This is a genomic window from Eggerthella sinensis, assembly GCF_003339815.1.
Lineage (GTDB): Bacteria > Actinomycetota > Coriobacteriia > Coriobacteriales > Eggerthellaceae > Eggerthella > Eggerthella sinensis.
In genome coordinates, this window is sequence record NZ_PPTT01000003.1 from 1 (window position 1) to 18,630 (window position 18,630).

At 62.8% G+C, this 18,630-nt stretch carries 14 protein-coding genes; 5 read left to right on the forward strand and 9 right to left on the reverse strand.

Annotated features, from left to right (window positions below; all coding sequences use genetic code 11):
• Positions 1–285 precede the first annotated feature (285 nt).
• Positions 286–555 carry an ACT domain-containing protein gene (locus C1876_RS01950; protein WP_114545055.1) on the reverse strand — a complete coding sequence of 90 codons (270 nt, stop codon included), beginning with the start codon at positions 553–555 and terminating at the stop codon, positions 286–288.
• A gap of 188 nt (positions 556–743) precedes the next feature.
• A complete protein-coding gene (gene folE / locus C1876_RS01955) occupies positions 744–1,313 on the reverse strand; it encodes a GTP cyclohydrolase I FolE (RefSeq protein WP_114545056.1) in 570 nt (189 codons plus the stop codon).
• Positions 1,314–1,486: 173 nt separating this feature from the next.
• On the opposite strand from folE, the gene C1876_RS01960 reads away from it, so the two are divergent.
• Together C1876_RS01960 and C1876_RS01965 are read left to right on the forward strand one after the other, a co-directional pair.
• A complete protein-coding gene (locus tag C1876_RS01960; RefSeq protein ID WP_158544550.1) occupies positions 1,487–3,109 on the forward strand; it encodes an FAD-dependent oxidoreductase in 1,623 nt (540 codons plus the stop codon).
• Between the two features lie 99 nt (positions 3,110–3,208).
• A complete protein-coding gene (locus tag C1876_RS01965) occupies positions 3,209–4,756 on the forward strand; it encodes a response regulator transcription factor (RefSeq protein ID WP_114545058.1) in 1,548 nt (515 codons plus the stop codon).
• 99 nt (positions 4,757–4,855) lie between these two features.
• Here C1876_RS01965 and C1876_RS01970 read toward each other — a convergent pair whose 3' ends face one another.
• Complete coding sequence (locus C1876_RS01970; protein WP_114545201.1) at positions 4,856–5,533, reverse strand: cytochrome c3 family protein; 678 nt, start codon at positions 5,531–5,533, stop codon at positions 4,856–4,858.
• 69 nt (positions 5,534–5,602) lie between these two features.
• The gene (locus C1876_RS01975; RefSeq protein WP_114545059.1) at positions 5,603–7,267 is read right to left on the reverse strand and encodes an FAD-dependent oxidoreductase; all 1,665 of its coding nucleotides are present in this window, start codon (positions 7,265–7,267) and stop codon (positions 5,603–5,605) included.
• Positions 7,268–7,565: 298 nt separating this feature from the next.
• Between C1876_RS01975 and C1876_RS01980 the strand changes: the two genes are divergently transcribed.
• Positions 7,566–9,152 carry a LuxR family transcriptional regulator gene (locus C1876_RS01980; protein ID WP_158544552.1) on the forward strand — a complete coding sequence of 529 codons (1,587 nt, stop codon included), beginning with the start codon at positions 7,566–7,568 and terminating at the stop codon, positions 9,150–9,152.
• Here the strand turns inward: C1876_RS01980 and C1876_RS01985 are convergent.
• The 4 genes from C1876_RS01985 to C1876_RS02000 all read right to left on the reverse strand — a co-directional run bounded on the left by C1876_RS01985 (position 9,149) and on the right by C1876_RS02000 (position 13,079).
• Entirely contained in the window at positions 9,149–9,793 is a 645-nt protein-coding gene (locus C1876_RS01985; protein ID WP_114545061.1) for a peptidylprolyl isomerase, read from the reverse strand. The genes C1876_RS01980 and C1876_RS01985 overlap by 4 nt on opposite strands.
• Before the next feature lie 108 nt (positions 9,794–9,901).
• Positions 9,902–10,759, reverse strand: coding sequence for an exodeoxyribonuclease III (locus C1876_RS01990; protein ID WP_114545062.1), 858 nt, complete (start codon positions 10,757–10,759; stop codon positions 9,902–9,904).
• A gap of 86 nt (positions 10,760–10,845) precedes the next feature.
• A complete protein-coding gene (locus C1876_RS01995; protein WP_158544554.1) occupies positions 10,846–11,454 on the reverse strand; it encodes a cytochrome c3 family protein in 609 nt (202 codons plus the stop codon).
• Between the two features lie 20 nt (positions 11,455–11,474).
• On the reverse strand, positions 11,475–13,079 hold the full coding sequence (locus tag C1876_RS02000; protein ID WP_114545064.1) for an FAD-dependent oxidoreductase: 1,605 nt from the start codon (positions 13,077–13,079) through the stop codon (positions 11,475–11,477).
• A gap of 166 nt (positions 13,080–13,245) precedes the next feature.
• Between C1876_RS02000 and C1876_RS02005 the strand changes: the two genes are divergently transcribed.
• Both C1876_RS02005 and C1876_RS02010 read left to right on the forward strand, forming a co-directional pair.
• Complete coding sequence (locus C1876_RS02005) at positions 13,246–14,682, forward strand: response regulator transcription factor (protein ID WP_158544556.1); 1,437 nt, start codon at positions 13,246–13,248, stop codon at positions 14,680–14,682.
• 121 nt (positions 14,683–14,803) lie between these two features.
• Complete coding sequence (locus tag C1876_RS02010) at positions 14,804–18,142, forward strand: metallopeptidase domain-containing protein (RefSeq protein WP_114545066.1); 3,339 nt, start codon at positions 14,804–14,806, stop codon at positions 18,140–18,142.
• Here C1876_RS02010 and C1876_RS02015 read toward each other — a convergent pair.
• Positions 18,133–18,603, reverse strand: coding sequence for a 23S rRNA (pseudouridine(1915)-N(3))-methyltransferase RlmH (locus C1876_RS02015; RefSeq protein WP_114545067.1), 471 nt, complete (start codon positions 18,601–18,603; stop codon positions 18,133–18,135). The genes C1876_RS02010 and C1876_RS02015 overlap by 10 nt on opposite strands.
• Positions 18,604–18,630 lie beyond the last annotated feature (27 nt).

The following is an 18,630-nucleotide window of genomic DNA, read 5'->3' on the forward strand; positions in this document are numbered from 1 at the left end:
AATGCATCATAACCCTAGCTGGCGGCCACCGCCCCGCAAGGGCGGAGCCTTCGACGCGCACCCGCATAGCGGGTGGTTCTTTTCCCGCCGCGCTGCGCGCGCCGGGCGGGGTCACGACCCCGAAAAAGAGATGCCCGTTTCGCGCGAAACGGGCATGGGAGGTTGCGTCGGTAGGGCCATCCGCAGCCTCGGTTCGTCCTCCTGCGGCGGCCGAGGCGTATCTTTCGATAGCGCCCGAACCACGAGCGCTATCGCCCTCGTCGGCCACCCACCTGAACGTTCGGTTTAGATCTTGTACATGAACTGGAAGACGTCTTCGCGTTGGATGATGATTTGGACGCCGAGGGCCTCGCCCACCGCTTCCAGCTTCTCCTGCACGGTGTTGAAGTCGGCCACCTCGGGGTTGAGCGTGGTGAGCATGGTCATCGAGAAGATATCGTCCAGGATGGTCTGGCTGATGTCGTCGATGTTCGCGCCGCACGCGGCGAGCGCCGTCGCGACTTCGGCAACGATGCCGCTGCGGTCCTTGCCCAAAACGGAGACTACGCACTTCATGTTGGTTCCTTCCCTTGCCAAAGCCAATTATGAGATTATAGTACCTGATCACGAACGAATGTTTCACGTGAAACATTCCCCGCATGCGAATCACGGGATATGCGGCGACTCGCCCGGTGACTATCTTCGCTCGGAAAACACGCTACACGTTCTGTGGCGTGTTTTCCGAGCGAAGATTGGTGGTGCCGTTATTTCCTGCGTGCGAAAATGAGCGACAGCGCTTCGGCGCGCGTCGCCTGACTCTTCTCGAACGCGCCGCGGACGGCGCTTGTGGTGGTGGTCGTGCCGGGCTTCTTCACGCCGCGCATGCTCATGCACATGTGCTCGGCTTCCAAAACCACGATGACCCCTTGCGGATGCAGCTGCTCGATGAGCGTGTCGGCGATTTGCGACGTGAGGCGCTCCTGCACCTGCGGGCGTTTCGCGAACGCGTCCACGAGGCGCGCGAGCTTCGACAGGCCGCAGATGCGGCCGTTCGCTGCCGGGATGTAGGCGATGTGCGCCACGCCGAAGAACGGCACGAGATGATGCTCGCACATGGAGTAGAACGGGATGTCGCGCACGAGCACCATTTCCTCGTGATGTTCGTCGAACGTGGTTTCGAAGTGTTCGGCGGGGTTCTCGGTCAAACCGGCGAACACCTCTTCGTACATCTTCGCCACGCGCTCGGGGGTTTTCACCAAGCCCTCGCGCTCGGGGTCCTCGCCCACGCCCTCGAGAATCAGCCGCACACCCTGTTCGATTTTAGCTCTATCCATAACCATCTTTCCATCGAATCCACGAACACGCATGATACCACGTCGCAGCATCCCCCGCGGCGGGTGAACAGGCTCTCCCGATAAACACTCCCCGTCGGGGGATGGCGGCGGCGTTGAATCAGCCGTATGGTCGATCTCGTGCAAGGGGCACAATCGACACCAAGGAGGGAACCATGAAGAACGTATCGCAGGAAGGATTCACCCGCAGGACCTTCGTAGCAGGAGCGGGGCTGAGCGCCCTCGGCGCCGTCGCCGCAGGCATGTTGGGGTGCGCGCCCGAAACAAGCGCAGCCAAGCAAGCGCCCGCAACCGACGATCAGGCGGAAACGAAAACCGCCGCGGCTTCGCCAACCGATGTCGCCATGACCGAAACCGTGGAAGCGGATGTCGTGGTAATCGGCACGGGCGTGTCGGGCTTGACCGCGGCTATCTCCGCCGCAGAAGGCGGCGCTCGTGTCACCGTCCTCGAGCAGCTCGACGGGCTCAAAAAGGTGTACGCCCACAGCATCACGGCGGTGGGAACCTCGTTCCAAAAGGAGCTCGGAGAAGACTGGACGCCCGAGGAACTGGTGGATTTCTGGAACCAATACCCCGATAGCGATTCGTTTATGGACCGCGAGGCACAGCTGTTCGCGGCACAACATTCCGCAGAATCGATCGAGTGGCTTATCGACCACGGCGTGGACATCGTCGGCGTCACCGCTCCTCCGACCAACCCCTTCCAAGTGCCCGTGCGCACCTTCGTCACCAGCGCCGATCGCGACGGCGTGAAGGCGTACCTCGAACCGCTCAAGGCGAAAGCGGAAGAATTGGGCGTGGAATTCCGTTTCTCAACCGAGGCGACGAAGATCGTCGTGGACGACAAGGGCTCGGTCACGGGGCTCGAAACGGTTTCGGGCTCAACCGGCACGCTTTTCAAGCTCAAGTCGCTCATCGTGGCCGCGGGCGGCTTCGGCGCCTCCCCCGACCTGCTGCGTCTGTACGCGCCGCGTACCCCGAACTGCTCAACGTTCGACGGAGAGTCAAAGGGCTTTGCGATCGTGCAGGCTCCCACCGTAGGCGCCGACGTGGTGGCGCCGGGCGGCACGATGGCCTACTTCGTGAACGTCGACGGCGGCTACACCGACAATGTCGGGCAGGGAATGTTCGTGAACCGCGAGGGGAAGCGCTGGGTCAACGAGAACCTGTACTTCCTCGATCGTGCGGGCATTGCGTACAAGCAAGGCATCACCGAATACTGGGCGCTCTACGATGCGACGCTGTACGACCAGGTGGCAGCCCAAACGGGTGAGAAGGGGCTCGCATCCGGCAGCATCGTCACCGCCGACACCATCGAAGAGCTTGCGCGCGCCATGAACGTCAACGTCGCAGCGCTCAAGGAAACCGTCGACGAGTACAACGGATTCTGCACTGCAGGCGAAGATGCCGCATTCGGAAAGCCCGCAACGCGAGCGGGACGCGTTTTCGATCCGGACGACGCCAAAGCATACGATCTCGACCTGATCGAAAAGGAATTCACCCTGCTCAACCCCCTGGCAACGCCTCCGTTCTACGCCATCAACGCAACCGTGCAGACAATGGCGCTCTCGGGAACCACGGGCGGCATGCGCACGAACACCGATGGCGAGGTGCTCGACGTCGAAGGCAATCCCATCCCCAACCTGTACGCCGTGGGAGAATCGGCGAACGGCCACCTCATCGGCTACTTCTACCCGCAATCGGGCACGTCGCTGTGCATGTGCTTCTGCTTCGGCCGCTACGCAGGAGCCGCAGCTGCCGAGAACGCAAAGAGCTAGCGCTCGATAACGGAGCAAACGACCACCCTCCCTTCCCTCGACCCCCGCAGTTGGCGGGGGTCGAGCCTATGCTACACTCACCGCAAGGAGGGATATTCCATGCAACACGATGCCACGCGGCAATCGGGACGCTCGGTCATGCGCACTCTGCGCCGATTCCGAGCCATCGCCACCTCGTATCCGGCGGTCTGGATAGGGTTCGCTTTCGTATGCGCCTGGCCCTGGAGCTGCACATCGGCCTCGCTCGTGTACGAAAATGCGAGCACCGTGGGATCGGCGGCGTGGCTTGGGTCCAATCTCACGTACCTGGTCATGGGCCTCTGCGGTTTTGCACTGGGGCTTTCTCGCAAACGTGACAACCCAACCGGCGCAGCGACGTCAACGGCTGCGGTCGCGGGAGTCTGCTACGTGGCGGCTTCGGTTCTGTTCGTGATGTTGTGCAAGCTTCCGAGCGAAACCATCGATGCCAGCTATCAAGCCGTGGCGGTGATCTGGCCGTTCTTCGCCGGAGCAGGGCAAGCGCTCCTGTTCGTCGAATGGGTGAAGGCCTTCGGCGCCGTGGGGCCTCGCAAAACCATTGCGCTCGTGGTACCCGCGTCCATACTGGGGGCAGCGCTGCTTATCGCGCTCAACTTCATTCCGCAAGAAGCGCGCGAACTCATGCCAGCTCTCGTCGGCGCCGCAGCTGCCGCGTGCGCGTACGCCATGGCGCGCACGCTTCGCACCCGCGCAAAAGCAAACGAGCCGATGAAGGAAACCGCACCGACCGCCGCCGGAAAAGCAGCTCGTCAGCGACCTCCCTGGAAATTGCTCGTCACCGCCGCCGTTGCAGGATGCGCGTTCGGCATGTTCCAAAGCCTTTCGTTCACCGGCACGTTCGGAACCACCGCTTGGTACACATTCGGCGTTGTAGGGTTTCTGGTTGCCGCCATCCTGCTCGCCCTCATCACCTTGGTTCTTCGCCTGAACTTCAACTACATGATCTACCGGTTCTCTTTTGTGCTCATGGCTTTGGGAGGATTCGTATGCGTGATAGCACCGATCGGTTCGGCATGGGGGTACGGTATATTCTGCGTGGGATATCGCTGCTTTGACATGCTTGTTTGGTGTCTGTGCGCCCATCTCATCTACCGTCGGCACGCCTCGTCCGAATGGCTGGGCGGCCTGTGCGTAGGATCGCTGCTTATCGGACGCTTTCTGGGCTTCGAAGCGTTCACGTTGCTGCACGCCGCCCCGTTCGACATCTCGGATACCCTGCTCATCGTCACCGTCATGTTCGCGCTCATGTTCACGGCTCTTTCCCTGGTGAACCACAACAACCTGCTTGAAGCTTGGGGTATGGCGAAACCGGGCGAGGCAGACGATGATGCCGAGCTCCTCACGCTGTGCTGCGCGCACATCACCGACGCGTGCGGCCTCTCGGCGCGCGAGCGCGACGTGTTCGAGCAATTGGCACGCGGATCGAGCCGCGCCGACGTGGGTCGTATGCTGGTGCTGTCCGAGGAAACGGTCAAGACGCATATCCGGCACATCTACCGAAAATGCAACATCCACTCGCGACAAGAGCTCGAAGGCCTTGTCGCCGCAACGCGCGACGAGCTGGAAAACGATCGCATGGACCTCGCCAAGCACGATACCTTCGAATAGGCCGAAGGAGCAAACCCCAACGCAAAGCGAGGGCCCGGCTGGGAGGCAGGAGGCCGGGCCCTCTGCGAGTGGGGCGAAGGGGTTCGATGGTGCGAGGCGCTAACTCACGGCGCGTTGTCGCAGTTCATGGCAGGTGCCGCACTCGAAGACACCGCGATGGTGGCACTGGGCGCAATACTTCATGGCGTCCTTTTGCAGGTCCTTCGTGTGCACCTTGTGACAATCGGTGCAGGTGGGCTGGTTCGCGTCGTGCTGCTCGTTGCTGGGGAGCTCGTGCGGGTTCGCCACGGTGCCCTTGTCGTCCACGAGCTCCTGGCTGTCCGCCGTGATGGCGGCCATGTCCTCCATGGTGCCGTGGCAAGCGGAGGCCTGGCACGTTTCCGCATCAACGGTGACCACCGTGGCCTTGGACGCCGGCTTGTCGGCATACGTCACGCCCTCGTGCGCTTGCTTGAGCGTGGCTTCCTCGGTGTGGCACTGCGTGCAGGCCAAGTCGGCGTGCTGAGAAGCCTGCGGGCAGCTGGCATCCTGCATGGTGTCCGCCTCGTGCGTATGGCAGGTCTTGCAGTCGATCTGCATGTTCCAGTCAACCGCCTGCGTGGTCATGGGGTCTTCCTTTTGCGCGGACTTGGCCGAATCGCCGGAGTCCGCACCCTCGGACGCCTGCGGGCTGCAACCTGCAGCCAATCCCAGCAGCAGCGCGAGAAGCACCGTCATGGCGACGATGGCCGCCATCATCATGCCGCGCTGCCGCGTACGTTCTTGTTGTAGGCTCATGGCATCGTCCTTCGTGGTCGGCCCGCCCGGACGGCGCCGGGCGGGCTTCGCGCTCATGTGTCGGATAGGCTACTTCTTGTCCCACGCCTCGAGGCCGGCGCAGTGGCGTCCGCCGATACGGCCCCACACCATGTTCTCGGAGTTGTTTCCACCGGTGATGCCGTAGCTGTGCGCTTGGAAGTTGCCGAAGCTGCCTGCCGCGTACAGACGCGGGATGATGTTGCCAGCAGGATCGAGCACCTGGGCGTTCGCGTTCTTCTTCGGGCCGCCCAACGTGGAGCAGGAGCCGGGATAGATGGAGATGGCGTAGTACGGGCCCTCTTCGGTGAGCTTGTTCTCTTCGGCCGTGAGCTCGCGATCGAAGCGCGCGTCCTTTCCGACGTCGCAGAACGCCTGGTACTCGTCGAACGTGGCCTTGAGCGTCTCGTAGTCCATCCAGTGGTCGAAGTCCTTGATCTTCTTGGCAAGCGCCTCAAGCGTGTCGCCCTTCAGCACCCAGCCGCGCTCGATCTCCTTCTGGTTGTCGTCGGTCCAACCGTCCCACGCACGAATCTCGTCGGGCAGGTCGGAGGTGTAGTTGCCACACTCGAACCAGCCGCCCTGCTGTGTGCCCATCGGGCCGCCGTCGATGCCCTTCTGGTCGAAAATCTGCCACGACGGAATGCGGTCGTAATCGTCGATGGCGTCGTTGAACGACATGAGCGTGTGCCAGCCGTTGTGCGCCGTGCCGCCCGTCTTCGCCTCGTTCTGGAAGCGCTTGCCCAGACGGTTCACCGTGAAGAACGCGTCGGATTGCGGGCTTGCGAAAATGGCGAAGTCGTAGTCGGGATCGCGCGTCCACATGGCGGTCGTGGAGATGACCATGCCCATGTGCCACAGCTTCGCGCCCACTTCTTCAACCATGCGGATGCCGTCGCCCGTGTTGTACTGCCAGCCCTCGAACTTGAACGGGTAGATTTTCAGGTACTCGTTCTTGAGATCCTCGTTGAACTCGAAGCCGCCGGTGCACAGCACCACGCCCTTGCGCGCCTTGATGGTTTTCTCGACGCCGTCTTCCAGGAAGCGCACGCCGCAGATTTCCTTGGTGTCGGGATTCTGGATGAGGTGCTCTTCGGTGCACTTGAACTTGAGCTCGATGGGCAGGCCAAGCTCGGCGCGCTTCGCCTCAAGCTCGTGGAACGTCGTCATGCCGAAGCCGTCCACCGACGACACGCCGATGCAGCCGGCATACTTGCCGTCGTCGAGGAACCAATACTCGGGGATGGTGCCGGCCAGCGCTTGCTCGGCAACCTCGTAGGTCATGCCGTACTTGTCGGCGTAATCGGTGTGCTGCGAAGCCTCGGCGATGTAGGCGTCGATCATATCCTCTTCGATCAGGCCGTGGCCGAACGCCACGCAGTAATCGCGGAACACCTTCTCGTCCTTGATGACCGTCCATTCGCCGTTGTTGATGCGGCTGTTGCCGCCGCCCTCGGCGGGAGCCTTTTCCAGAATGACGACCTCCGAGCCGCCTTCGTCAGCCGCGACGAGCGACGACCACATGCCGGCGCCGCCGTAGCCCACCACCACGACGTCGGTCTCGTAATCCCACGACTTCGGCTGCCAATCCGCCGATGCGGCGGTGGAGCCCGACGCGCATCCGGCAAGCGCGGCGCTGCCGGCCACGGCGGCGCCCGTAATGGCGGCACCCTTCAGGAAATTGCGGCGAGACAGACTCTTCGATTCCGTTGCCATGCTTCCTCCTTGTGGTAGAACGGATACGTCCGATCAATCGCCCCTTGCGATGATGCCCATCCCTCGAAGGGCTATCCGTTCATTGAGGCGCATTCTAGTGAGCGTTGCACGGCTTGGCACCGCATGGGGAATGTGATTTTTCTTTTCGCTCATTTATCCGATGCGAACTGGGAAAACGTTAGCTTCTCACACTATTGATCCGAGGGACCGAACCAGCCTGAAACGAAACCACGTACCAATTGTGGATCAAATTGGTCGGCGAGTATGTTTATACTGGGGGAAGGGATGGAAGGCGTACATGGCTGGGGAGATCATGGTGCGAAGCGGGGACGCGGCCCAAAATCCGCATATGGGGCTCAACGATCAGAAGCTCATCGACTACCTGTTGGTTATCGCCGGGTTCGGCCTGTGCCGGGCGTGGATCGTGTTTTGCCTGTCGGCTTCTATCGACGGCGCATCGTTCAGCGTGGACTGGGCGTTCTTGCTCATGGGCGCGGCGGCGGCCGGCATCGCGGCGTGGCGGGCATCTCGCGCGCGTTCGCACGACGAGGGGCATCGTCGCCACGAGCACCTGACCACCGTCATGGTGGGGTTCATCGTGGCTTCCATCGTGTTCATTCCCGCATCGGCGTGGCTCAACTCGCCGCTGCTGCTTGCGCTCGGAGTGCTCACGGGCGGCGCGGGGTCGGGCCTGCTGCAGGTGGTATGGGGCGAGCGCTTCGCCGCGCAGAACCTGTACTTCTCGCTGCTGAGCGCGCCGGCCGCAGCCATCGTCACCGGGCTCGTGCTCTCGATGACGTCGGCGAACTCCCAGATCATCTTCGTGTCGCTGCCGCTCGCATCGCTGCTGTTGCTCGTGGTGGAGTGCAAGCGCTGCGGCGTGGCGTGGCGCACGAACAAGGACGAGGACGGCGCCGACGAGCCGCCCGTCGAAGAACCGCCCGCCGACGGGGAGCAACCCGCACGCATCCGGCTGGACAAGGCGTCGCTCAAGCTCATGGTGTCCATCATGGTGTTCTCGTTCCTCGTGCGGTCGTTCGACGCGTTTCCCATCGTGGGCCACGATCCGTTTCAGCTGTTCGGCGGGTGCGGATCGTTCTCGCTCGTCATCGTCGGCGGCATGTTCCTGGCGATTTCCGTCGTGCTCAAAGACCGCATGAACGTCTCGCTCATGTACCGACTGTCGCTGCCTATCATCATCACGGGGCTCGTCATCATCGCGCTGTTCTTCGGGTCGCGCACGTTCTGGTCGGTGCTGCTCGTAGGCATCGGGTACGAGCTGTTCGACATCTTGTCGTGGATTCTGTTCGGCGACATCGCGCGCACGCACGTGCATTCGGGCACGTACGCCTACGGGCTGGGCGTGGCGTTCACGTTCGTGGGCATGGCCGCCGGCTACCTGCTGGGCAGCGCGCTGAGCCCGCTCGTGGAAGACGGCACCATCCAGATCAGCGCGTTGGCGCTCGTGGCCATCGTGTGCCTCGTGATCATCGCGTTTCTCGTGCTGCCGGAAAGCGTGATCGCATCCATTCCGCGCGCGGCGAAGCACGCGGACGAGGGCATGTCGGGAGCGGAAAACGTCGAGGGAGCGAAAGCGGCTGACGACGCTCTTGAGTCTGCGGAGGACGATGCGGAAAAGCCTTCCGACCTCGATGTTTCATGCGCGGGAGTGGCCGAGCGGTTCTCGCTCACTCCGCGCGAAAGCGAGGTGCTCGTGTTCCTCGCGCGCGGGCGCACGCTGCCCATCGTGGCGCGCGATCTGCACATCACGAAGAACACCGCGCGCACCCACATCGAGAAAATCTACCAGAAGACCGGCATCCACAAGCAGCAGGACCTCATCGACTACATCGAGGATTGGGACGAAGCCCCTCACGCCCGCTAGATCACCGGCTTGCGGCTGAGCAGCTCGTCGACGGCTTCGGTTGCCTTGCGGGCGGTTTCGTCATCCGCAGCCGCCTGGTCGGCGGGAAGCTCGTGCGCGCCCTCGATGCGCACCCGTTCGATCAGGTCGCCGATGCGCAGACGGTGCATCACCTCAAGCCCCTCGATCACCTGGCCGAACGCGGTGAACTGGTCGTCGTATTCGGGATGATCGGCCAGCGAGAAGAAGAACTGGCAGCTCCCGCTGTCGGCGCTCTTCTTGTGCGCAAGCGACACGGCGCCTTCCCCGTGATGATTGCGCGGGTTGCCAACCCACTCGTCGGCAATCACGTAGCCCGCGTCGCCCATGCCCGGATGGATACCGCGCAGCTGCTCGCGCACGGCCATGCGCACCTGCTGCGGACGAAGCGGCCGCGTGATAGGGCATCCGCCCACCACCACGTCGCCGTCGCGCCGTCCGTAGAAGTTCAGCTCGTCGTAAAACCCCTTCTGCGCCAGTTCGACGAAGTTGCCCACGGTGAGCGGCGCTTCCTTGCCGAACAGCTCCACGCGCATGGTGCCCTTGTCCGTCTCGATGATGGCCACCTCGTCGCCCGACGGCACGTAGCGCGGCGTGTACAGCGGCTTCAAAATCTGCCCCATGAAATTCCCCTTCCCTCACGTTCATGACGCCACCACCCTACGCCGAACGCCCCCTCAAAGCATCGGATCAAGAATGCGATTTTCCGGAACGAGCGTGATTGGCCTCTCCTACAGCTCCAACTCCAACCCTACCGGGCAGTGGTCGCTGCCGTAGACTTCGTCGTAGATGCAAGCGCTTGTGATCTTCGGGGCCAGCTCGTCGCTGACCAGGAAGTAGTCGATGCGCCACCCCGCGTTGTTCTCCCGCGCCTTGAAGCGGTAGCTCCACCACGAGTACGCGCCCGTCACGTCGGGATGCAGCGCGCGGAACGTGTCGGTGAACCCGTCGCCCAGCAGGTGGGTGAACGTGCCGCGCTCCTCGTCGGAGAAGCCCGCCTTGCCGCGGTTCGGACCCGGGTTCTTCAGGTCGATCTCCTGGTGCGCCACGTTGAAATCGCCGCACATGATGACGGGCTTCGGCTCGGCCGTCTCGCCCGGCTGCGTCACCGGCAGCTCGGAGATGGCCACGTGCCCCTCGCCCTTCGCCGGACGCTCGACGGGCACGCCGGCGGGCAGCACGCCCTCCTCGAGCCCCTTGCAGAAATCGCGGAACGCGTCGTCCCACTCCATGCGGTGCGCGATGCGCGCCAGCTCGTTCTGCGCGTTCGGCGTGTACACGTCCACGAACCAGAACTTCTCGAACTCGAGCGCCACGATGCGCCCCTCGGTGTCGAGGTGCGGAAAGCCCAGGCCATGCAGCGCCTGCAACGGCTCTTCCTTGCAGAACACCGCCGTGCCCGAGTAGCCCTTCTTCTCGGCGTAGCTCCAATACTCGCGATACTGCGGCAGGTCGAGCGTGGCCTGGCCCTCCTGCAGCTTCGTCTCCTGCAAGGCCACGATGTCGGCATCGAGCTCGCACACGATGTCCTCGAAACCCTTTTTGAGGACGGCGCGCAAGCCGTTCACGTTCCACGATATGAAGCGCATAGCAACCTCCTCCGTCGCCCCCGGCGACTTCCTGTGTGTCGCGACTCAGTATAGCGGAACGAGACAAAAGCTCACGCGCACGAGCATCATTCGTGGCAGGTATAGCATTCGTACTTATCATAATGATGGCATCCCAAACAGAGTTCGGGTGCCGCGCCGAGAGGGTCACTGCGTTCATGGGCGCGGTGACAATCGACGCATCGAACGTCGACATGACCCGGAGTATCTGGTAGGTCGTGGGGATTCACGGTCAGCCCATCCTCATCGGTACATCCGATGTAGTCAGCCGCGCGAGATAGTAGATCCCCCTTCTCGTGACACGACAGGCATCCGTCGTTGGTCACCTTGGTAGTTTTCAGGCGCTTGGGTGTTTTGTCATCGGTCGTCACGCCTTCGTGGACACTTGCAAGCCCCGCATCGTCACCATGGCAGGACGAGCATGTCAGTCCTTCGCTCACATGGGCTCCGGCAAGACAGGTTGCATCGTCCATCGAGCTCGCCTGATCGACATGACACACCATGCAGTCGACCGTCGGTGACCAGGAGACCGACACCGCCTCAGCCGCAGCGGCGTTCTTCTCACCGCTTGAGCCTGGCTGCTGTGGAGCGCAGCCCGCCACTGACGCGCCGCCAATCAACGCCACGACGCCAAGAACAAGCACCGACCGCCGCAATCGCATCCGGTTCGCTCGCATAGTAGCCCCCTTCCGCACGATTAGTTCTCTTTGCTTTCCCACGGCTCCTCTTCCACGGCGTTGTTGGCCGCGATCTGGCCCGACACAACGATTTCGCAGATGTTCCATCCGCCGCCGGAGTACAGAAAGCCCTGTACGGAACCCATTTCACCTGTTCCGTACAGATGGCCCACCGGTTGACCGTCAGGCTTCACGATCTGCCCCTTCGCGTTGCGGCGTGGGCCACCGAACGTGTTGACACCGCCGGGATACATCTTGAGCGCATAGTAAGGCGGCGTGCTGAGTGGCTGCATGTCGGCTGCAGGACGCCCGAACTGAGGGTCTTCGCCCACCGATGCGTACCCGTTAAAATCACTCAAGGTTTGGGCCAGCACCGCGGGGTCCATATGGCCCTTGATTTCAGGATCGTCGTTCATCTTCGCAGCAAGTTCTTCGATGGTGTCGCCCTTCAGAATCCACCCGGCAGCAATTTCCTTACTATTATCTTTGCTCCATTCGTATGCGTTCACCTTCATCATGCCGCCTGTCACCACCGGACCGGCATCGACGGCCGTCTGGTCGAAGATGGAAAATGCGGGGATGGCCGGGAAATCACAAAGGTCGGTGCTGAACTTGACAGACTCAAGCACCGCCGAATGGGCCTTCCAATTTTCGTTCATGAAACGCTTGCCGTAATGATCGACCAGCAAATAAGGATCGGGGGTGCCGCCTTGCAGACCGAACCCCAAATCGGGAAAGAACGGAATCACACGGCCGCCGATAAGACCCATATGCCACAGGTCCGCACCCGCAGCTTGCGCCATGCGAATACCGTCGCCGGTGTTGTCAGGGTTAGCATAGAATCGCGGCGTCGGCGCGTACACATACTGGTTGAGCATGTCGAAATCGTACTCGAATCCACCTGTTGCGAGCACAACCGCCTTGGTTGCCTTCACATACACATCGCTATCGCCCCGTTTGGCTTTCACGCCGATAACGACGCCCTCGTTGTTCGTGACGAGCTCCATCGCAGGCGTCTCGTACAACACCTCGATGTCGCGCTCGTCGGCTGCATCCTGCAGCACCTGCCACAATTCGGGACCCTGCCCCTTGAAGTTGAAGCAGTTGTAGTTGGCGCCCTCGGGAAACAGATCGAGCGGATACTCGGTGGTTTCGCCGGCATCGAAAATGTCAGCTCCCAAACCCTGCATGAACTCGCCGGTATGGGGAGCAAACTTCGCCCATGAAGCAATCACGTCGTCGGGCGTTGCACCGCGCGAAGTGGCCGTCAAGTAGGCGACGGCCTCGGATTCGCTATTGAAGTTCATCATCGTAGCATGACACAGGCGCGTGGAATTGGTCTGGTTCATCTTATCGCCATCATCCTGCGGCTGCTTTTCAAGCACGAGCACACTCGCGCCGTTGTCGCTTGCTTGGATTGCCGTGATGGCACCCGAACCGCCAAAACCGCACACCACGATCTCGGCTTCATGCTCCCACGCGATGACCTCCTCCGCGTTGCGCACCTCTTTCGCGGCACCTCCCTGCGCGGTTCCGCCCGCCGAGCACCCCACCATACCCGCTGCGGTTGCGGCTGCCGCAATACCTGCTCCAACGATGAAATTCCTGCGACTAAGCTCACTCATGTCATCCTCCTCGTGCTCTATGTCTCCTTGTCTTCGAGCCTCCCTTCGGCTCTTCCAAAGAGATACCTCCCTCCATATCACCCGTTACAGCGCAAAAATTTCTCAACATAACACGCTGCGTATGCACCTCCTCCTGATACGATGCGGGTGTAGCAAGGGGAGGGCTATGGGGAACAATCAGAGCAACCAATTCGGAGCGGTACTGAGCTTCCTGCTCGCCGCGGGATCGTACTGGGCGCTGGGCATTCTTGTGTCCACGGATGCCTCGTCGTTTCATCTTGTATCGGCGGAGACAGTCGACCCGATGTACTTGTGGATGCTGTTACGATGCGCCGCATTCGGCATGGCTATTGCGTGGTGCGATCGATTGGCCAGCCGGGTGCGGCGTCCGTGGTTCAGCGTTGCCGCAGGGCTCACGTTCATCGCTTCCTGGTTCGCGATCGCGCCGCTCGTGCCGACAGGCCTACCGTACTCGTTGCTCCCGTACGCAGGCTATGCAATTGGGTATGTTGGCCTGCTCCTATCGCTCGTACCGTTTCTCGCCGGCATTCAATCATGGAGCATGCGCGTTATTCTCCTGTCGGCTTCCATGGCGGTGGGATTCCTCGAATTGCTCGTGATACGGCACTTCCCCGAAAGCGTGCAAGTGCTCGCACCCGTGCTGATTGTGGCGCTCTCGGCGACCGCTTCCGCGGCGCTCAATCGGGCAGCGCCGCGCGCGAATGCTCCCGGCGCACGCGATGGCGAGCTTCGCACGCTGCTTATGAACATACCCGTTTCGATGCTGGTGGGCTTTGTCGCGCTGTCGGTGCCACTCTCGTTTTTCAGGAGCTATTCAAACGCGTTCCAGACCCCAGTAGAATGGTCGCTCGTCACAGCACTGGCGCTATCGTTCACCATCGTCATTTGGGCGCTCAACAAGTTCTGGATCAGCCTGCACGTGAACAAGACGCTTTACGTGTTCTGTTTCGCCTCGCTGCTGTTCGTCGGCATGCTCACGCTTTCGTTCTTAGGCATTGGGTCCATCGCCGGCTCGCTCATCTACGCTGGGGCGTACCTTCTGCGCGCGTACATCTATGCAGCCATGGGCGTTTACGCACGCGAGGGCAACCTCGGCGACGGCATCCGCCTCTTCTCGATAGCCAGTATTGCCATCATGGTAGGTCATTTCATCGGGCTGCTCGGGTCGAACATCGCAGCGCACTTTTCCACGTCATCGTTCGAGTACCTGTTCATCGTCATCATCTACGCGGTATTCTTAGCTGGCTATTACTTCGCTTTCCGTATCGAACGCAGTATGCGCATCGCCGTTGAAGAACCCTCCGGCGAACAACATGCCGAAGAACACGTCCCCGACACGTTGGTCACTGCTATTGAAGAATTATGCGATGCGGCAGCGCAACGCTACGGGCTGTCCGAGCGGGAAACGGATATCGTCACGCTACTCATGCGCGGAAAGAGCGTAAACACGATCGCCGAAGCCCTGGTGCTTTCCCCTAACACCGTGAAGTCCCACATGAACCGCATCTACAAGAAGATGCGCGTGCATTCGCGCGAAGAGCTCATGGCCGCCGTCGAGAAATGCACGCTGCGGAAAGGCTAGCGACCCTCGATATGCGCTTGGGCATTCGGGGAGCTTGGGGATGCCGATCTCCGAAAGGGGGTGGGCGAATGTTGAGCGCGCGGGTATGATAACGAAACTGGATTCGGGTGAAGGGGACCTCATGATTCGTGCTACTCGATTTGCCGCGGCTTCGCTGGTGGCTCTGCTCGCTCTGTTCGCGCCGGGGCTGGCGTTCGCTGACGAGCAACCCGTCTCGCCGTGCGTGGCAACCGACGAGCAGTGCGCGGCGTACGCCGAGGACGGCACGCTTGAAGCGCGCTCCGCGTTCCAGGAGAACCTGGGCAACGACGAGCCGTCCGCAGGGCTCGTGCAACAGGCCATCGCGCGCGAGCAGGCCAACAACGGCATCGCCACGAACGCCGTGCCCGGCGACGACAGCGGCATGGCCCTTGCGGGCAAGGCGCACGTGCTGGCGCTGCGCGTGTCGTTCCCCGATCAGACATTCGCCGAGGGCGACACGCTCGAGGCCCTGCAAGCGCTCATCGGCCCGCGCAGCGAAGGCGAAGCCGCCTTGCCGAGTGCCGGCCCCTTCCCCTACGAGAACCTGCACGACTACTATCAGCGCGCATCCTACGGCAAGCTCTCCATCACCGGCGAGGCGTTCGACTACGAGGCGCAGCACGAGCGCGCCTACTACGCGACGAACATCGGGTCGCTGTTCAGCGAGGCGCTCGCCTACCTCGACAAGCAGCCCGACGTCGACCTCGGACGCTTCGACGCGAACGGCGACGGACGCATCGACGCCGTCTACCTGCACTTCGCCGGGCCCGACACCGGTTGGGGCAGCGTGTGGTGGAGCAACGAGCAGGTGTTCGGCGCGGAAACGGCTACGTACGCGAACGGCGTGCGGCTGTGGAACGGCGTGGCGCTGGCGAACCCGTGCGACCAGGCGTGGGCGGCGCAGACGATCATCCACGAAACCGGTCACGTGCTGGGCCTTCCCGATTTCTACGATTACCTCAGCCAGAAAGGCGGCGCGACGAGCCGCACCGGCATCCTCACGTTCGACATGATGATGCAGAACCAGGGAGACCACAACGGGTTCTCCAAGTGGATGCTCGGATGGCTGCCGGAGAGCAAGGTCACGCGGGTGTTCGCGAACGAGGACGGCATCGACGTGAAGCGCGACGGCCAGGTGGTGCAGCACGTCGATGCTGCACCGGACGGCAGCTCGTCCATCGAGGAAGCGCTGTCGGCGTTCACGTCGGACGACCTCAAAGAGACGGGCGGGATCATCGTCGTATCCAACGAGGACAAAGGCACGGGCATGTTCTCCTCGTACTACCTGCTGCAATACGACCAGTTCGCCAGCAATCAGAGCGTGTACTACGAAAGCGGCGGCCAGAGCACGCAGATTCCTTCGGGATTCCGGCTGTTCCGCGTGCAAGCGGACATCGGCGAAGGCGGGGGCCTCCTGCATTCCAACACAGCCGGCACGGTGCACAACCAGCTCATCGAGCTGGTCGACCCCGACATGGGCGTCGCGCACGCCAACGGCACCTTGACCGTCCCAACGGCTATCGGGGCCACCGCGTACGGGTGCATGCTCTTCGCGGGCGACCAGATGACGCCGGAGGGCTACCCCTCCACGAACTTCTACGAGAACATCAACGTCGGCTTCACGGGATTGACGTTTGCCGTCACGGAAAGCGGTGCGGAAGCCGGGCGCGTATCCATCTCGTACTCGGACGCCGACAAGCCCGCCGACCCCGCGGACTTCACGCTCACGCCCGCCTTCGACAGCTTCTCGAACGTGGACACGCTCACGTTCAACGCGTCGTCCCAGCCGCTGCTCGCCACAGCGCTTCCGTCGGCGGTGCAGCTGATAGTTGACGGCGAACCGCACGCTCTCCTCGACATCTCAGTGGACGGCACCACGGTGAGCCTGCCCTGCCTACTTGACGCGAGCAGCATCGGGCCCACGTCCACGTGCGAGATCGTGTTCCCGCCCGGCATCTTCGTCCTGTCGCAGGCGGGCGGGGAAACCGCGTACTCGCCCGAGATACGGCTGCCGCTCACGCCAAGCGCTTCGATGACGGCCGTCGGGCGCTCGGGCACGTACGAAGGCACCGCGTACCAGGCGGACACGACGACGCTCAGCAGCGTGTTCACCAGCCCCGACGGCACAAAGCGCTTCTTCCAAATAGCCGACGGCGTGCTCAAGCTGCACACGATTGACTCCCGGGACGCCGGGCGAGTGACCTCGCTCGACGTGAGCAATGCACCACTCGCCTCCTCAGGTGGCGAACAGCGGCTCAGCGTTGCAGCGCTGTCGGACACCATGGCGTTCCTCGTGTATTACAGCGCAACCGGCGCGGAGACGGGCACCGGTTGCTGGGTCGATATGGAGCGCGGCACCGTAACCGCCTCGCATGTCATAGAGCAGGCCTACGCCATGCCGTTCGCATCGAGCGGCACCTCCGTGGTGGTTACGTCGTACTATCGGGGGCTCCCAAGCCCCGACGGCACACGGGGTGGCATGCTGCTCACCTCGCTCACGCCGCGCGAGGACGGAACGGTGGAGACGCACCACGGCTGGACGGCCGCGCAGAACGCGGCTGCCGCCAGCCCGAACGCCCTCGCGTGCGCGTTTTCGGACGAGAACGGCACGCTGATCAAAGAGGTGCGCGTTGCCGAAGCGGCCAACCTGGTGGAAGCCCTCGCGAAGAGCACCGCCACGGCCGACGACGCGGCAGCGGCGGGCGAGATGTGCACGACCGAACGCGTTGCCGCCGTGCTGCCGCTCTCATCGAGCCGCACGGTGCTCGATGTGCAGCGCGCCGATGGCGACTACTACGTGCTGATGGGTTCGGACTACATGCATTCCGAACCGGACGCGGCGCAGACGAACATGGTGGTGCGGTTCGACGCCTCGGGAACCGAGCGCTCGCGTTTCGTCGTCACCGTTTCCGAGGGCGACCCGTACGGACGGCTGCGCGTCGCGCGCTACGGCACGGTGGCGCTGTTGCGCTCGACCGTTTCCCCGAAGCACAGCATAGCCCTGACCAACGCGCTGTTCTGCACGAACGACGGACAGCCCCTCTCGACGCTCACCACGGCATCCGTCGGCACGGGCGCGTGGCTTGCCGACGGCTCGTGGCTTGACGTGGGCACCTCCATCGCCGGCTCGTTCGGGCCGAAGGGGTCCCCGGTTGAGCCGGGGTCCGAAGGCGGTGGCGAAGGCGGCGAGGCGGAGGGCGCGAAGGCGCGCTACACCATCACGGCGACGCTCGACCAGAAACCGACCGACCCGGGCGACAACCCGGAAGAGCCCGTCAACCCGCAACCCCTTCCGCAGCCGAACGATCAAGCTAGCAGCAACCCGAAGCCGCTCGCATCAACCGGCGACCCCGTCGGCGCGGCGACGCTTGCCGCCTGCGCGGCCATCATGCTCGCGGGCGTCGCGCTTGCGCGCATGCGGCGAAGCTCCTACTTGTGATACGGCTCGCCGCGCGAGATTTTCTGCGCGCGGTACAGCTGCTCGAGCAGCACGACGCGCGCGAGGTTGTGCGGCAGCGTGATGGGACCGAACGACAGCGTCTCGTTCGCGCGCTCGCGCACGGCCGCACTCACGCCGTCGGAGCCGCCGATGACGAACGCGATGTCGCTCGTACCGCCCAACGCCAGCGCGTCGAGCCGCTGGGAGAACGACACGCTCGAGCGCTCCTTGCCGTCGATGGCCAACAGGATGACGTGCGACGATGCGAGCAGCGCCGCCACGATGGCAGCCCCTTCGCGGTCGCGCGCCGCGTCGATGCCGCCGGCGCGCGCGGGGTCGATGTCGGCGATTTCCTTCACTGCCGTCTTGCCGTACGGTTGCATGCGCTTGAGGTACTCGGCGCACGCGTCCGCCCAAAACCGCTCCTTGAGCTTCCCCACCGCCACAATGGTGAACTTCATGTGCATCTCCTTCGTCGTCCACCATCA

What these genes read in the sequence shown, in the direction of transcription:
- C1876_RS01985 (WP_114545061.1), bottom strand. Translation starts at nt 9,793, where the DNA reads ATGGGGCAGATTTTGAAGCCGCTGTACACGCCGCGCTACGTGCCGTCG.
- C1876_RS02005 (WP_158544556.1), top strand. Translation starts at nt 13,246, where the DNA reads ATGGGGAACAATCAGAGCAACCAATTCGGAGCGGTACTGAGCTTCCTG.
- C1876_RS01965 (WP_114545058.1), top strand. Translation starts at nt 3,209, where the DNA reads ATGCAACACGATGCCACGCGGCAATCGGGACGCTCGGTCATGCGCACT.
- C1876_RS01975 (WP_114545059.1), bottom strand. Translation starts at nt 7,267, where the DNA reads ATGGCAACGGAATCGAAGAGTCTGTCTCGCCGCAATTTCCTGAAGGGT.
- C1876_RS01980 (WP_158544552.1), top strand. Translation starts at nt 7,566, where the DNA reads ATGGCTGGGGAGATCATGGTGCGAAGCGGGGACGCGGCCCAAAATCCG.
- C1876_RS01970 (WP_114545201.1), bottom strand. Translation starts at nt 5,533, where the DNA reads ATGAGCCTACAACAAGAACGTACGCGGCAGCGCGGCATGATGATGGCG.
- C1876_RS01990 (WP_114545062.1), bottom strand. Translation starts at nt 10,759, where the DNA reads ATGCGCTTCATATCGTGGAACGTGAACGGCTTGCGCGCCGTCCTCAAA.
- C1876_RS02000 (WP_114545064.1), bottom strand. Translation starts at nt 13,079, where the DNA reads ATGAGTGAGCTTAGTCGCAGGAATTTCATCGTTGGAGCAGGTATTGCG.
- C1876_RS01960 (WP_158544550.1), top strand. Translation starts at nt 1,487, where the DNA reads ATGAAGAACGTATCGCAGGAAGGATTCACCCGCAGGACCTTCGTAGCA.
- C1876_RS01950 (WP_114545055.1), bottom strand. Translation starts at nt 555, where the DNA reads ATGAAGTGCGTAGTCTCCGTTTTGGGCAAGGACCGCAGCGGCATCGTT.
- C1876_RS01995 (WP_158544554.1), bottom strand. Translation starts at nt 11,454, where the DNA reads ATGCGAGCGAACCGGATGCGATTGCGGCGGTCGGTGCTTGTTCTTGGC.
- C1876_RS02015 (WP_114545067.1), bottom strand. Translation starts at nt 18,603, where the DNA reads ATGAAGTTCACCATTGTGGCGGTGGGGAAGCTCAAGGAGCGGTTTTGG.
- folE (WP_114545056.1), bottom strand. Translation starts at nt 1,313, where the DNA reads ATGGATAGAGCTAAAATCGAACAGGGTGTGCGGCTGATTCTCGAGGGC.
- C1876_RS02010 (WP_114545066.1), top strand. Translation starts at nt 14,804, where the DNA reads ATGATTCGTGCTACTCGATTTGCCGCGGCTTCGCTGGTGGCTCTGCTC.